Annotated in this window: 16 protein-coding genes; 8 read left to right on the top strand and 8 right to left on the bottom strand. The window is 56.3% G+C overall.

All coding sequences use genetic code 11. The annotated features are described in order from the left end of the window. The 3 genes from ACVWXW_RS06030 to ACVWXW_RS06020 all read left to right on the top strand — a co-directional run. On the top strand, positions 1-1056 hold a 1056-nt coding region (locus ACVWXW_RS06030), incomplete at its 5' end, for an RNA-guided endonuclease InsQ/TnpB family protein (RefSeq protein WP_457403180.1). A gap of 33 nt (positions 1057-1089) precedes the next feature. Continuing rightward, the gene (locus ACVWXW_RS06025; RefSeq protein WP_457403179.1) at positions 1090-1587 is read left to right on the top strand and encodes a hypothetical protein; all 498 of its coding nucleotides are present in this window, start codon (positions 1090-1092) and stop codon (positions 1585-1587) included. Between the two features lie 42 nt (positions 1588-1629). Further along, positions 1630-3264, top strand: coding sequence for a CTP synthase (locus tag ACVWXW_RS06020; RefSeq protein WP_414329188.1), 1635 nt, complete (start codon positions 1630-1632; stop codon positions 3262-3264). 121 nt (positions 3265-3385) lie between these two features. Here the strand turns inward: ACVWXW_RS06020 and ACVWXW_RS06015 are convergent, their stop codons facing one another. Further along, positions 3386-4348 (bottom strand): sigma-70 family RNA polymerase sigma factor, encoded by a 963-nt coding sequence (locus tag ACVWXW_RS06015; RefSeq protein WP_457403177.1) that lies wholly within the window; start codon positions 4346-4348, stop codon positions 3386-3388. Positions 4349-4626: 278 nt separating this feature from the next. On the opposite strand from ACVWXW_RS06015, the gene ACVWXW_RS06010 reads away from it, so the two are divergent. The 5 genes from ACVWXW_RS06010 to ACVWXW_RS05990 all read left to right on the top strand — a co-directional run bounded on the left by ACVWXW_RS06010 (position 4627) and on the right by ACVWXW_RS05990 (position 9132). Further along, positions 4627-4812 carry a DUF2256 domain-containing protein gene (locus tag ACVWXW_RS06010; protein ID WP_041437321.1) on the top strand — a complete coding sequence of 62 codons (186 nt, stop codon included), beginning with the start codon at positions 4627-4629 and terminating at the stop codon, positions 4810-4812. A 49-nt stretch (positions 4813-4861) separates the two neighbouring features. Then, positions 4862-5338 (top strand): phosphate-starvation-inducible PsiE family protein, encoded by a 477-nt coding sequence (locus ACVWXW_RS06005; protein WP_457403190.1) that lies wholly within the window; start codon positions 4862-4864, stop codon positions 5336-5338. Between the two features lie 221 nt (positions 5339-5559). Continuing rightward, entirely contained in the window at positions 5560-6039 is a 480-nt protein-coding gene (locus ACVWXW_RS06000; protein WP_414356714.1) for a peptidylprolyl isomerase, read from the top strand. Positions 6040-6149: 110 nt separating this feature from the next. Further along, positions 6150-7424: a gas vesicle protein GvpJ gene (gene gvpJ / locus ACVWXW_RS05995; protein WP_457403175.1), complete on the top strand. Its 1275-nt coding sequence runs from the start codon at positions 6150-6152 to the stop codon at positions 7422-7424. Between the two features lie 124 nt (positions 7425-7548). Continuing rightward, positions 7549-9132, top strand: coding sequence for an NAD(P)H-quinone oxidoreductase subunit N (locus ACVWXW_RS05990; protein ID WP_457403174.1), 1584 nt, complete (start codon positions 7549-7551; stop codon positions 9130-9132). Between the two features lie 11 nt (positions 9133-9143). Here ACVWXW_RS05990 and ACVWXW_RS05985 read toward each other — a convergent pair whose 3' ends face one another. The 7 genes from ACVWXW_RS05985 to phnD (ACVWXW_RS05955) form a co-directional block, all read right to left on the bottom strand. After that, a complete protein-coding gene (locus ACVWXW_RS05985; RefSeq protein ID WP_202943694.1) occupies positions 9144-9389 on the bottom strand; it encodes an alanyl-tRNA editing protein in 246 nt (81 codons plus the stop codon). Positions 9390-9396: 7 nt separating this feature from the next. After that, the gene (locus ACVWXW_RS05980; RefSeq protein ID WP_457403173.1) at positions 9397-9852 is read right to left on the bottom strand and encodes an alanyl-tRNA editing protein; all 456 of its coding nucleotides are present in this window, start codon (positions 9850-9852) and stop codon (positions 9397-9399) included. A 60-nt stretch (positions 9853-9912) separates the two neighbouring features. Continuing rightward, the gene (gene phnE / locus ACVWXW_RS05975; RefSeq protein ID WP_011433084.1) at positions 9913-10725 is read right to left on the bottom strand and encodes a phosphonate ABC transporter, permease protein PhnE; all 813 of its coding nucleotides are present in this window, start codon (positions 10723-10725) and stop codon (positions 9913-9915) included. Next, positions 10725-11534: a phosphonate ABC transporter, permease protein PhnE gene (gene phnE, locus ACVWXW_RS05970; protein ID WP_011433083.1), complete on the bottom strand. Its 810-nt coding sequence runs from the start codon at positions 11532-11534 to the stop codon at positions 10725-10727. Before phnE (ACVWXW_RS05970) ends, phnE (ACVWXW_RS05975) begins: the two co-directional genes overlap by 1 nt. 58 nt (positions 11535-11592) lie before the next feature. Further along, complete coding sequence (phnC, locus tag ACVWXW_RS05965; RefSeq protein WP_011433082.1) at positions 11593-12402, bottom strand: phosphonate ABC transporter ATP-binding protein; 810 nt, start codon at positions 12400-12402, stop codon at positions 11593-11595. Between the two features lie 141 nt (positions 12403-12543). After that, a complete protein-coding gene (gene phnD / locus ACVWXW_RS05960) occupies positions 12544-13521 on the bottom strand; it encodes a phosphate/phosphite/phosphonate ABC transporter substrate-binding protein (RefSeq protein ID WP_457403171.1) in 978 nt (325 codons plus the stop codon). Between the two features lie 349 nt (positions 13522-13870). Then, positions 13871-14827 (bottom strand): phosphate/phosphite/phosphonate ABC transporter substrate-binding protein, encoded by a 957-nt coding sequence (gene phnD, locus ACVWXW_RS05955; RefSeq protein ID WP_457403189.1) that lies wholly within the window; start codon positions 14825-14827, stop codon positions 13871-13873. Between the last annotated feature and the right edge of the window lie 171 nt (positions 14828-14998).

Genomic DNA, 14998 nt, shown 5'->3' with positions numbered 1-14998 from the left:
CGGCATGGTGTTCCAAGAACGGCCAGAAAGCTGCGGGACATCATCCTGCACTCCGACCTGCCCCAGTGGGTAAAGGACGCCCCCTGCCACATCAAGCAGAACGCGGTCGTCGAGGCGTGGTTGGCGTTTCGCCGAAGCAAAGACGCGAGGTTTCGCAGTGTGCGGGACAGGTCGCATACGCTGCAATTCAACGCCGGCAACTTTCGCAATGGGACGTGGTATCCGAAACTCACCCGAGGTTTGGCGTTCCGTGCATCCGAGGAGATGCCCAGAGAGTGGGTACGTGGAACTGAGCTAATGCGGGTGAAAGACAGATGGTATGCCATCTTTCCTGAGCCCGTGAACGAGCAGTGTTCGTTAGCAAAGGGGGTGATCGCACTTGATCCTGGAGTAAGAAGCTTCCTTACAGGGTTTGATGGGGCGGGCTTTGTAGATATCGCCAAGGGGGACTTTGGTAGAATCGCTCGGCTGTGCTACCACCTAGACGATCTGCAATCTAGGCTGAGTAAAGCACCGAGACCCAAGCGTAGGCGAATGCGGCAAGCGGCGTTTCGTCTGCGGGAGAGAATCAGGAACCTGGTGGACGAGTGCCATCGCAAGGTAGCGGCGTTCCTAACGGATAACTACCGATTGATATTCCTCCCCACTTTCGAGTCAGCCAAGATGGTTGCCAAGGCAGGGAGGAAGTTTGGTAGCAAGACAGCAAGGGCGATGCTCACCTGGGCGCACTATCGGTTCCAGCAGTTCCTGAAGTTTCAAGCCAAGAAGAAAAACGTGGTCGTCGTGGAAGTATCGGAAGCGTACACCAGCAAAACCTGCACTAAGTGCGGGCACATCCACACGAGGTTAGGTGGCGCAAAGGTGTTTAGATGCCCAAAGTGCAACCATAGGCTACCACGAGATTGGCAAGGCGCTCTGGGTGTTATGCTCAGGGCTTTGCGGGATACCGCCTTTCTGTTTGGACTCCGTCCGAGTAGCGCGGTCGCGTCAGCGTCGCGTAGCGACAACGGAAACGGACAGAATGCTATCGCTTCACCGCTGAGCAGTAATGCTTAGCAGTGTTCAGCGTAAATGTATCAGGAACTGCCTATGAGATCCCTTTTCCCTCTCTGCCTGGCCGGAGCGCTGCTCTGGGGATCCTCGCTGCCCGCCCAGACCCAGGGGATTAGGCCCCTCTTTCCCGAACCTTCCCAAACCCCGCTGCCCCCCAGTCCCGATATTCCCACCCTGCCCATTGTGCCGGATCCCCGGCCTGTGCCGGCAACCCCTGCTCCCCAGCGACCGCTGCCCAGGGGGAGTTTTGAGGAGATCAGCCGCTACCTCCGGGATCTCAACCGCGCCAAAAACCTGGCCCGCCAAGCTGCCGAGATCGCCAATGGGGGCCTACAGCGCTATCGCGCCGAAGCTTCCATGCACGGGGCAGCCATTGACTCGCCGTTTGAAGAGTTTGAAGACGCCTGGATCTTCACCTTCCGGGGGGGAGAGCCCGGCTTCGTCCAGCCCAGCATTGAAACCCAGGTGCGGGTGGACAGGCGCACCTTTCAAACCACCATCCTCTACAACGGCCCCATCCGCTCTCTGCGCTAAGGGATCCCTGGCATAATCAAAAAAAGGCAAGGGATCCAAGCTATGACCAAGTTTGTCTTCGTCACGGGCGGAGTGGTCTCCAGCATCGGCAAAGGCATTGTGGCGGCTAGCTTGGGTCGCCTGCTCAAATCCCGCAACTACACGGTGTCGATTTTGAAGCTGGATCCCTATATCAATGTGGATCCCGGCACCATGAGCCCCTACCAGCATGGGGAAGTGTTTGTTACCGACGATGGCGCCGAGACGGACTTGGACTTGGGCCACTACGAGCGCTTCACCGACACCAACATGTCCAAGCTCAACAACGTTACCACCGGCTCCATCTACCAGGCCGTGATCCACAAAGAGCGGCGCGGCGATTACCAGGGCAGCACGGTGCAGGTGATCCCCCACGTCACCCAAGAGATCAAAGAGCGGATCCGGCGAGTGGCCCGCGAGACCAACCCCGATGTGGTGCTGGTGGAGGTGGGGGGCACGGTGGGAGATATCGAGTCTTTGCCCTTTTTGGAGGCCATCCGCCAATTTCGCAAGGATGTGGGCCGGGCCAACGTGGCCTATGTGCATGTTACCCTGGTGCCTTTGATCAAGGCGGCAGGGGAGATGAAAACCAAGCCTACCCAGCACTCGGTCAAGGAGTTGCGCTCCATTGGCATCCAGCCAGATGTGTTGGTGTGCCGCTGCGAGCAGCCCCTGCCCCGCAGCATCAAAGAGAAGATCTCCGAGTTTTGTGACGTGCCGGTAGAATGCGTCATCCAGGCGCAGGATGCCCCCAGCATCTACGACGTGCCTCTGGTGCTAGAGCAGGAGGGGTTGGCGCAGCGGGTTCTGGAGATTCTCAACTTGGATCCGCAGCAGCCAGATCTACGGGAGTGGGAGCTCCTGGTGCAGCGGCTGCACCACCCCCAAGAGCAGGTGGAGATTGCCATTGTCGGCAAATACGTGCGCCTTACAGATGCCTATCTTTCCGTGGCCGAGGCCCTGCGCCATGCTGGGCTAGCCCTCAATGCCGGTGTCACCCTGCGCTGGATCTCTTCTGAGGAAGTCGAGGAGCGGGGGCCGGAAGCCCTACTGGCTGGTGTGGATGGGGTAGTGGTGCCGGGGGGGTTTGGCAATCGCGGCATCGAGGGCAAGGTGGCTACCATCCGCTACGTGCGCGAGCAAGGCATTCCCTTCCTAGGGCTGTGTCTGGGCATGCAGTGCGCGGTGATCGACTGGGGATGTCACATTGCCCACCTGGAGCGGGCCAATAGCTATGAGTTTGATCCCGATACCCCCCACCCTGTCATCAGCCTGCTGCCGGAGCAGAAAGATGTGGAAGATCTGGGAGGAACCCTGCGGCTGGGCCTCTATCCCTGTCGCATCATGCCCAATACCCTAGCGGCCAAGCTGTATGGCGAGACCATCATCTACGAGCGCCACCGCCATCGCTACGAGTTTAATAACGCCTACCGCAGCCTTTTTCTAGACTCCGGCTATGTTATCAGCGGCGTCTCGCCGGATAACCGCTTGGTGGAGATTATCGAGCTGCCCAGCCACCCCTTTTTCATCGCCACCCAGTTCCATCCGGAGTTTCGCTCCCGCCCCAACCGCCCCCACCCCCTCTTTTTGGGGTTGATCGAAGCTGCCCTGCGCAGCCGCCCTCAGCCTCACCCCCTGCAGTTGCAGAAGATGGGCTAGTTGACAGATCCCTTGTCCAAAAGTGGGGGCACGCCTCTGGTCCTGGTTCTGCAGAGCTTTGCTGAACATAAACTGCTGCGGAATCCTGGGTTTCGCCTGTGGAGCAGCCGTGGCCTACTGCCTAAAACGAGGTCATCCAATCTGCCAAAATTTCCTGTCGGCGTGGATGGCGCAGTTTGCGCATGGCTCGTGCTTGAATTTGTCGGACGCGCTCCCGAGAGAGGCCGAAAAGCTGACCAATTTCGGAGAGAGTGTGTAGGTGGCCATCTTTCAGCCCATAGCGGAGCTTGAGAATCTCTTGCTCTCGGGGGCTGAGCTGCTCCAGCATCTCTTCCAGTTGGGCAGACAGCAGGTACAAGTCCATTTGCGATTCGGGAGTGGGGCCGTTGGCGGCCTCGATAAGCTGCATCAGCTCCCTATCCTCCTCTTTGCCAACTGGAGTATGTAGCGAAAGGGTTTGGCGACCGGCTTCCAAGAGGGTTAAGAGAGCGTCCAGCTTGTCGGGGGAAATCTCCAGAGCTTTGGCAATCTCTGCTTGGGTGGGGCGACGGTTTAGGGTCTCGGTCAGATCTCGCCGGATCCGCTTCACCTGGTTGAGCTTTTCTACCATGTGCACCGGGATCCGCACCAGGCGCCCCTGATTGGCAACGGCGCGGGTGATCCCTTGGCGAATCCACCAGTAGGCGTAGGTGGAAAACTTGTAGCCGCGTTCGCACTCAAATTTTTCTGCGGCCCGGATCAGGCCGATGGTGCCTTCTTGAATCAAATCCAGAAACGGCACACCGCGATTCAAATACTTTTTGGCAATCGAGACCACCAAGCGCAGGTTGGCCCTGACCAATTCCCGTTTCGCCCGTTCCCTGGCAGCTCCCCCCTCTGCAATCAGCCGTCCCAATTTCACTTCCTGCTCGGCATTGAGGAGTGGGTAGCGAGCCATTTCCCGCAAAAATACGCCCACTGAGTCTTCCGAAAGCGAGGCTTGGGTCGCTCGGTTGCCGGGTTTGCTGAGCCGTACCTCAACCCGCTTCAGTGGAGGAGGAGAGTTCTGAACAGCTACATTCGTCCCATTTGGTTGAGATTTCATACAAACTCAAGCTCAAGTTCACAAGCGGGTGTTAAGAACTTTACTCAGTACAGGATGGAGGCGGCTAACCTTTCAGCAAACCCAACTTCCTTCAGGGATCCCTGCAGACACAGGGCAGAGATCTCGCCGGATTTCAAGAGGCTACTCGATTTCTCTAGGTTCAGACTTCAGCTTTTGCTAAGGTGGGGCGCAGACTAAACACTTCCGTGATGGTAACGGTCAGCATCCGGTAGGATTGTTAAACTGACTACAGAGTTGACCTTGTTTTGCAGTGCACCATGCCACGCCAACGGAAGAAATCGGATTTGCCCAGCAAGATTTGTCTCACCTGTCAGCGACCCTTCACCTGGCGCAAAAAGTGGGCCGACTGTTGGTCGGAGGTGAAATACTGTTCTGAGCGGTGTCGCAATCATCGCCCCAAGGGATCCCTGCCTGCTTCCCGGCAAGACGGTTGGGACGGATAATGTTGTCTCAGGATCAGGACATAAGGGTTTGGATCTGTCGGGGTTGGCGATGCGGTTTCTCAAGTGGCTGTTGCACAATCCCCACGAGACAGAAGAGGAGGATCCCTTTTTGCGGGCCATTGCCCGCATCGAAAGCCTGATCTCGAAGCTGCTTTCAATTTTGATGATCGGGCTAATCACAGTAGCAGTGGTGGACTTGGCCCGGTTCTTGGTGGCAGATTTGTTGATGGAGCCAACTGGGTTTTTCTCCACCACTTTGATCGAGATCTTCGGCCTCTTTTTAAATATTTTGATTGCGCTGGAAATTCTGGAGAACATCACCGCCTACTTGCAAAAGCAGGTGGTGCAGGTGGAGCTGGTGATCGTCACCTCTTTGATTGCGGTGGCCCGCAAGATCATCATTTTCGATTTCGAGAAGCTAGGGGGGTTGGAGCTCATTGGCTTGGGGGCAGCGACGTTGGCCCTCTCGGTGAGTTATTGGCTGGTGCGGCGAGCCAAGCCTCCATCCAAGTCCGGGGAAAATTAGGCTAGGACAGAATCCTGGTAGGATAGGGGTGGAGCTTTCCTGCAAGAATTGTGCGTGCGCGATCTAAGTTGGCCAGCCTGGTGAAGTTAGCTGTGCTGATGGTGGTGCTTTGGGTGGGGTTGAGTGCTCTCCCTGTTTTGGCCCGCCCGCATTCTTCTCGCGATTTGCTCCTGGCACAACACTTGGGCAAACCCGTGAAAACCTACAACAATCCCCCCCCGATGGTGATCGACCCGGCCAAGTCCTACACGGCCACGATGGAGACCACCGCCGGCACAATGGTTCTGGAGCTGTTTCCTCAGGAAGCTCCCCTGGCCGTGAACAATTTCGTCTTTCTGGCCAACGATCACTTTTACGATGGCGTCATCTTTCACCGCGTGATCCGCGGCTTCATGATCCAGGGCGGGGATCCCACGGGTACGGGGCGGGGTGGGCCGGGGTACCGCTTTCCCGATGAGCCGGTGCAACGTCCCTACAGCCGCGGCACTTTGGCTATGGCCAACGCCGGCCCCAACACCAATGGCAGCCAGTTCTTCATCATGCATGCCGACTACCCGCTGCCGCCCAACTACACGATCTTCGGGCAATTGATCGAGGGAGAGGATGTGTTGGATAAAATTGCAACTGCGCCCACCGGCCCTCAGGATCGCCCCCTGAAACCGGTGGAGATCAAGTCGGTTCGCATCTTGGAATCCAATTAGGTTGGGCCAATCGGGTGGAACAGTTTGGTTAAATTAACTTGGCCTCTGGCCCCATTTTTGCAACTTGCCCCCAGGGGGACTCAGGTATGGAGTTCGCTAGGCCCCGGCGAATGTCCCCCCGCATTCTGGTTCTGGATTTTGATGGTGTGCTCTGCGATGGGCGGGCGGAGTATTTTGCCTCTTCCTGCCGCGTTTGTGCTCAGGTGTGGGGCTTGGCTCCTGCTCAGCTAGAGCCGCTGCGTCCTGCTTTTGACCGTCTGCGCCCGCTGATCGAGACCGGCTGGGAGATGCCTCTGTTGTTGTGGGGGCTACAGGAAGGGATCCGGGAGGAAGACTTGCGCCAAGACTGGCCGGGCTGGCGTCAGCAGTTGTTGCAGCAGTCAGGGATCCCTGCCCTCTCTCTAATCCAAGCGTTGGATCGGGTGCGGGATCGCTGGATTGCAGAGGATCTGCAGGGGTGGCTGGGGCTGCACCGGTTTTATCCGGGGGTGGCGGCCTGGATGCGCCAGCTTCAGGCTGCCGGGGAGCCGCGCTTGGCCATCCTCAGCACCAAAGAGGGACGGTTCATCCAGCAGCTCTTGGGCCGAGCAGGGATCCAACTGCCACGCCACCGCATTCTGGGCAAGGAGGTGCGCGCCCCCAAGGCCACCACTTTACAGCGGCTACTGGCTGCCGCCCAACTGCCGGCTGAGGAGCTGTGGTTTGTGGAGGATCGCCTGCAAACGCTGCGCCAGGTGCAGAGGGTGCCGGAGCTGGAGCAGGTTCTCCTGTTTTTGGCCGACTGGGGCTACAACCTGCCGGAGGAAAGGGAAGAGGCCGCTCGGGATCCCCGTCTCCATTTGCTCAGCCTGGAACAGCTTTGTCAGCCCTTTGACCGTTGGATTGCTTCTCCTCCCCCGCCGCGCCTTTCGATTAGTCCCGCCAGCTCGGAAGACTTGAGCCAGACTCGGCCCACCCCTGGCCGGAAACGCCCGGAAGCCGGTTTGGCCTCTCTGGTGCTGACCTTGGTAGAGCTGTTGCGGCAGTTGATGGAGGCGCAGGTGGTGCGGCAAATGGAGGCCGAGCGCCTTTCTGCAGAGCAGATTGAGCGGGCCGGCAGCAGCCTACAAGCCTTGCGGGAGCAAATTCGACACATCTGCAGCCTGTTGGAGATTGACCCGGCGGATTTGAACCTGGAGCTCGGAGATCTGGGCACCCTCCTGCCCCGCCAGGGGGACTACTACCCCGGACAACCCCACCGCGAGGGATCCCTGCTGGAACTCTTGGATCGGCTGATCCACACCGGCATCGTCATCGATGGGGAGATCGACCTGGGGCTGGCGGACTTGGATCTGATCCACGCCCGCCTGAAGCTGGTGCTCACCTCCAGCGCCAAGCTCTACTGAGCCCGTGGATTGAGAGTGCTGATGGAGACGATTGGGAGAAGAGATGCCTGAAGCGGGGAGAGAGACCAGAAATCGCGGTATGCTGGCTGTGGATCCCCTTAATCTCTCTTCATAGTCTTCTCCTATGGATGTCTTTGCCCCAACCGGAAACCTGTATGCCGGTGCCATTTGGCCAGAAGTGGTGGTTACCCTCACCCTCTTGCTCGTCTTGGTGGTGGATTTGGTCGGTGGTTCGGCGGCGCGCAAAAGTCTTCCGGCCCTCTCCATCTTTGGCTTGATCGGGGCCTTGGTGACCTTGGTGTTGCAATGGCAGCAGCCCCAGTTGGAGAGCTTCTTGGGCAGCTTTGCAGCGGATCCCGTCAGCATTCTCTTCCGTGGCCTGGTGGTGGGGACGGCGATACTGACCGTGATGATGGCGGAGCGCTACATCTCTCAGTCCGGAGCGCCCACAGGCGAGTTTTATGTGTTGCTGCTCACGGCCACCTTGGGGGGCATGTTCCTCTCCGGGGCGACGGACTTGATCCTGGTGTTTGTATCTCTGGAAACCCTGGGCATTGCCAGCTACCTGATGGCCGGCTACACCAAGCGGGATCCCCGTTCTTCCGAGGCAGCCCTGAAATATCTCTTGATCGGGGCCAGCAGCACAGCCATTTTTCTCTACGGCATGTCGCTGCTCTACGGCCTTTCGGGTGGGCAAACGAAGCTGGAAGCCATTGCCTCCTCTATGGGGGATGCCGGCTTGGCAGGGATCATCGCTTTGGTGCTCTGCATTGGTGGTATCGGGTTTAAGTTGGCGGCAGTGCCCTTTCACCAGTGGACTCCTGATGTCTACGAGGGATCCCCAACGCCGGTGGTGGCCTTTTTGTCAGTGGGATCCAAAGCAGCAGGCTTTGCCTTGGCGGTGCGCTTTCTGGCCACCGTATTTCCGGCCATGACGGAAGAGTGGCGGGCGGTGCTCTCGGTGCTGGCCATTTTGACCATGGTGCTGGGGAACGTGGTGGCCATTGCCCAAACCCGCCTCAAGCGGCTGCTGGCCTATTCTTCCATTGGACAGGCGGGCTTCGTTTTGATTGGCTTGGTGGCGGGCACCGAGGCAGGCTATGCCAGCTTGATCTTTTACTTGATGGTCTATTTGGCCATGAACCTGGGGGCCTTTTTGTGCATCACCCTGTTCAGCCTGAAGACCGGCACCGATGAAATTAGCGAGTACAGCGGCCTCTACCAGAAGGATCCCTTCCTCACCCTTTGCTTGAGCATTTGTCTGCTTTCGTTGGGTGGGTTGCCCCCTCTAGCAGGCTTCTTCGGCAAGTTGTACCTGTTCTGGGCCGGTTGGCAGGCAGGGGCCTATACCCTAGTGTTGGTGGGGTTGGTCACCAGCGTCATCTCCATCTACTACTACGTGCGGGTGGTGAAAACCATCGTGGTGAAAGAGCCGCAAGAGATGTCGGTTTCGGTGCAAAATTACCCCGAGACCAACTGGCAGGCAGAAGGTATGCCTGCTCTGCGGGTCGGTATGGTGTTGACTCTGGTGGCCACCATCTTTGCCGGGATTCTCTCCAACCCCTTGTTTACCTTGTCCATCCAGGCGGTGGAGCAAAGCCCGTTCTTAGGGTTCCCGACAGCACAAGCGCCCATTCCAGAGTCCGCGAGTCTTCAGGTGGCAGTCGATGGATCTTTGGGTTCATTGACTCAGCCCAGCCAAGGGTAGTCTGTAGTTTTTCAGGGATCCACCAAGCTGACCACAATGCGTCGGTTTTGCTTGCCTTTGCTTTCGATCTTGCTCACCACCAACTTGCCAATTTCTCCTGTCGCCCGTACATGAGTGCCGCCGCAGGGTTGCAAGTCCACATTCTCAATTTCCAGCAAGCGCACTTGCCCCTGTCCGGTGGGGGGCTTGACCGACATGGTGCGCACCAGGCTGGGATTGGCTTTTAGTTCTTCATCGCTAACCCAGCGGGGGTTCACGGCGTGGTTACCTTGTACCAAAGCATTGAGACGCACCCGTCAGGGTTTCTTTGTCGGGTTTTTCTCCAGGGATGTTAAAGTCCAATCGGCTTTTGCTTTCACCCACCTGACCCCCCGTAACGCCACCTTCTACCACTGCACAGAGCAGGTGTAGAGCCGTATGCATGCGCATGTGCCGATAGCGACGTTCCCAGTCGATGCTGGCGCTGACTGACTCCCCCAGACTGAGGGGTGGGGATCCCTCTGCCGGGATGTGGAGGATGCCCGTTTCCCCCTTTTGGGTATCGACAATCGGGATGACACGACCGTCCGATGTAATCAGGGATCCCGTATCGCCGGGTTGTCCACCGCCGGTGGGATAGAATACCGTCCGATCCAACTGGATCCCGTTATCCACAAGGGCAATTACCCGAGCCTGGCAGGTGGTGAGATAGGCCTCCGCCCGAAACAGTTCTTCCGTCATGAGTCATACAGTTGTGCTGTTGCAAACTGCCCTTCACCGTAGCCTATCCGGATCCCTGGGCTAAGTCAGGGCTTGCCGGGCCTTGGCGGAGATCCACTCGCTGATGAACACAGAAACGAAGATCACAAGCAGGATCATGCTCACCTGATTCCAGCGCAGGGTGTTGATGGAAGCATCTAGCTGTAGGCCAATTCCACCGGCACCGACCAATCCAACCACCGTAGACTCTCGCAAATTGATATCCCAACGGTAAATTGTTACCCCGAGGATGTTGGTGATCACCTGCGGCCAAATGGCATAGCTCAGTACCTGGGCACCGCTAGCCCCCGTGGAACGGATCGCTTCTACTGGTTCTTCGTTAATCTCTTCGATGCCTTCATAGATCAGCTTGCCCATAAATCCGACAGAGCGTAGGGCAATGGCTAAGGTTCCGGACAAGACCCCTGGCCCAAGAACAACCACCAGGATCAAAGCCCAAATCAGGGAGTTAACCGAACGGGTGCCGACGATGATGAACAGGGCGATGTAGCGCACCAGCAAATTGGGAGTGGTGTTGCGGGCTGCCAAAAAGGCCACCGGCACCGAAATCACAAAGGAAAGGGCCGTACCCAATGTGGCAATGGTGAGGGTATCCCAAAGGGGGCGCCAAAGCTGTGACATGTAGTCCCAACGGGGCGGTACCCCCCGCGAGAGCATTTCTCTTCCCTGGCGCGGTGCATCCAGCACAAAGCCCCAGGTGGTACGGTCTGCAATGAACTTAGCGCAGGCAAACATCAGTAACAGCAGAGCCAACCAGAAGGCATACTCAAGCAAAGTTTGCTTTTGATTGCGCCACTGCCAGGTCTTGATCCCACTGCTTTCCAGAACAGGCATTATTGCACCCTCTTGCGAATCCAACCAGAACTCAATTCCACCACCATCACCAGAGCGATAATCACAAGGATGATGGCAGAGGCCGTGTCATAGTCGTAGCGACGTAAGGAGGTGTTCAGGGTAGAGCCAATCCCACCGGCACCGACAATCCCCAGAATGGCCGCCTCCCGAATGTTGATGTCGAAACGATACAGAGTCAAGCCGATCATGCGGGGCAACACCTGCGGCACCACCGCGTAGCTGACCATTTGGAGCCAAGAAGCCCCCGTGGAGCGAATCGCCTCCACCTGTACTGCATCAATTTCTTCGATGTCTTCTGCCAAAAGCTTGCTGAAAAAACCCAAACTCCCAAAGGTGAGGGTGAGCACTCCAGCAAAAGGCCCAAAGCCAAACATGACCACAAACAAAATGGCGATGATCACCTCTTGGAAGGTGCGCGACAGGGCAATCAGGCCACGACAAACCAGGTAGACCGGCATTGGCACCAAGTTGCGTGCGGCCCCAAACCCCACCGGAACCGCGACAATAAATCCTGCCACGGTGGAAATGGCGGCCATGGTCACACTTTCCAGCATCCCGGTGACAATCAAGTTGCCGCGGGTGGTGAAATCGGGATGCAAAAAGGCCAACAAGAGACGGCCACTACGCTGCATACCGCGGGCTACCCGGGCTGGATCGAAATTGAGAGTAGAAAGCGCAAAGATCAGGTAAATGACCGCCCCAAGAATCAGTCCCCAGCGAACCCAAGGATTTTTAATCAAAGGTGGTGGCGACCATTGGCGCCCGCTCAGTGTCGTTGCCTGTGCCATGGGTGTGCTCCGCACTACTGACTTCTATTGACTTCTACTGACTTCTGCAAGGGATCCCTTAGTGGGTGGCTACTCCAGCCGAGACGGCTTCGTTTTCTTCGGAGTCTTGGGCTGGGCCAGAAGCATTCCAATCTTCTTCGCCGTAGATTTCGTTTAAGACGCTGGGGGTGAGGCGATTGGGGGGGCCATCATACACCACTTCCCCAAACCGCAAACCGACGATCCGCTGGGCAAACATTTGCGCTAGAGGCACATCGTGAATGTTGATGATCACCGATAGGCCCCGCTCTGAAGCCAGCTCGTTGATCAGGCGCATAATTTGGCGGGAGGTTTTCGGGTCCAAACTGGCGGTCGGTTCATCCACCAATAGCAGCTCTGGGTTTTGCAGGAGAGCCCGGGCGATTCCCACCCGTTGCCGTTGCCCCCCAGACAAAGCATCTGCCCGCTTATCGGGAAAGTCCGACAATCCCACTCGATCCAGTAAGCGGAAGGCTTCGTCGATGGTGGCTTGGGGAAACTTGCGGAACCAGCTTTGCCAAAAATTGACGTAGCCCAACTGACCCGAAAGAACATTTTCCATCACGGTCAGGCGCTCCACGAGGGCATATTCCTGAAAGATCATGCCGATTTTGCGTCGTGCTTGCCGCAACTCCCGGGTGTTCAAGCGAGTGAGGTCGATTCCATTGAGCCAAATGCTGCCACTGGTCGGCTCCACCAAGCGGTTGATGCAACGGAGCAGCGTACTTTTCCCAGCACCCGAAGGACCAATCAAGGCCATCACCTGCCCATCGGGAACTTCTAAGGTCACCCCTTTCAGGGCCATATCGCCTGTGGGGTAACGTTTGCTGAGGGAGTCGATACGTAGCATCTTGATAACCTACTTGAAGTGGACATTTGCAATTGCGGGCCTTCTAGAACCAGATGTTTGCAATCTTGAGAGAATTTTGAAATCAGAAGGGATCCCCTATGGCTTGCCCTGAACAAGGGATCCCGATTCTGTTCAGCCCACCTATTGGGGAGGGGCATTTTCTTGAATCAGCCGGATCACTTCCCAATCTTCCTTGTAGGTGATGGGAGCAAAGGAAGCTCGGTCAAAGGCTTCTGCCAACTTAGTGCCTGCAAAGTCAAAGGTATAGAAGGCCTCGCGGATTTTCTCCTGCAGCTGTGGATCCAAATTGTGAGCATAGCCAAATGGGCCGCTGGGGAAAGTAGCCGATTTGTAGAGGGTACGAAACTGATCGCACTGCACTTGTCCGGCGATGCACATGCGGTTGAGCACATCGTTGGCAATGGGGGCCGCATCGTAGTCTCCGTTGAACACACCCAAAATGGAGTTTTCGTGCCCCCCAGAGAAATTGGCTTCGTAGTCCACACCGTCCTTAAAGCCAGTTTCCGCCTCGATCAAAATACGGGCGCTGATGTAGCCGGAATTGGAGGAGGGCTGGGTGAAAGCAATGCGGCGGCCTTTGATGTCTTCTAGTTTTTCCAAGTCACTATCGATGCGAGTGATCACTTCCATTTCGTAGCCAAAGCTACCATCTTCCTTGGCAAAAACGGCGAAAGGCACATAGCCTGCTTGGTTCACAGCGCGGGGGGTACAGCCGGTGCAGGTGCCCATGATGTGTAAACGTCCGGCCCGCAGTGCCTCGGTTTGGGCGGCCTCGGAATCAACTGGCACAAATTGCACATCTTTACCGGTCACTTGCTTGAGGTAGTCGGTAAATTCCTGCCAGGTTTCTGAATAAACGGCGGGATCCTCGGAAGAAGTGTAGGAGATGAGCAAAGTGTCAGGATTGACAATTTGAGCGGGATCCGTCGGAGTATCCGCCACCAGATCCCCATCGGCATCACAATAGCGCTCATCCATGCCTGCCGGACGAGGGCAAGATTGAGCTTGAGCAGATTGATAACCCACTAGCACAGCAACCAAACCAGCCAGGGCAAGGCTTTTGGATAACAGACGAGCCACAGAGCAAAACGCCAACATTGCAAAAACCCCCGAATGCAAGATGAAGCAAACCGTTATCAGCTAAAAAACACAAAAGTGGGCGAGAAGATCCAGCTAATCAAGAGACTTGATGTGAATTCATAAGCTACAGAATCCAAAGAAGAGCTGCAAAACTCACGTCGCCTAACGAAACTTAATAATATAGTAGCGCTGTTTGACCCCTGTAGAGTTAAGACAGGTTTAATAGGAAGTTAAGAGTGGGTTATCACATACTCGTCGAGATGGGGTATGGACGGAACCAGCCAGTGCGATTTCTCTAGATTCAGCTCTAGATTCAGAACTATGTAAATCAGGGATCCTCTCTGGGCAGGGGATCCCTGAGGACTGCCTAAAGCGTATATTCCACGCCCTCTTCTTCCTGAATGCGACGGATGATCTCCCAGTTTTCTTGATAAGTAATCGGTGCAAAAGCTACCCGGTTAAAAGCTTGTCGCATGGCTGTGCCCTCAAACTCAAAAGTAAAGAAGGCTTCTCGGATCCTTTCTGCCAGCTCAGGGTGGAGATTGTGGGCATGGCCGAAAGAGCCGCTGGGGAAGGTCTCCGATTTGTAGAGGCTGCGGAACTGGCTACAATCCACTTGCTCGTTGAGGCACATGCGATTAAGCACATCGTTGGCAATGGGGGCGGCATCGTAGTCTTCGTTGAACACACCCAAAATGGAGTTTTGGTGGCTGCCAGAAAACTCGGCGATGTAGTCTCCTGCCTCATCATCCAAGCCTGTCTCTTGTTTGATCAAAATGCGAGCACTGATATAACCGGAGTTGGAGGAAGGATGGGTAAAAGCTACACGACGACCGGCAATATCATCGAGGGCTTGAATATCGCTATTCACATGAGTGATCACTTCCATCTCGTAGCCGATGGATCCATCTTCTTGTTGGAAAATGGCAAAGGGCACAAAGCCGGCAACATTCACGGCTACAGGAGTACAGCCTGTGCAGGTACCCATAATGTGTAGACGTCCAGCGCGCATTGCCTCGTACTGAGCAGCCTGAGAATCGGCAGGGACAAATTGCACCCGTCTACCGGTGACTTCCTCTAAGTGAGCGGTGAATTCAGCCCAGGTATTGGCATAGACAGCTGGCTCTTCTGAGGAGGTATAAGACACCAACAGCACTTCCGGATCTACCCACTCCGAGGGATCCTCCGGCAAATCGGCAACCAGATCCCCCACCCGATCACAGTAGCGGGCATCCATTTGAGGAGGGCGGGGACAGTCTAGACGAGCCTGAGAAAGGCTGCTGCCCAACCCCAAGGTGACAGCTCCCGCCAATCCAGCTCCCATCACCAGCTTTCCCAACGGGATCCGAGTTCCAAAAGAAGATAGTGTCATCATGAATAAAAGCTCCCAACTATGGCAATCAACAAGAGCATCTGACGAACCCAGAAGAGGTAAAAATTCCTCCTCTAGGCCCTAGAAGTCTTGCCTGAAAAGCAAAAACCATCTCAAATTCAT

This window comes from Thermostichus sp. MS-CIW-30 (assembly GCF_054058015.1).
This window is presented reverse-complemented; position numbering and strand designations above follow the sequence as displayed.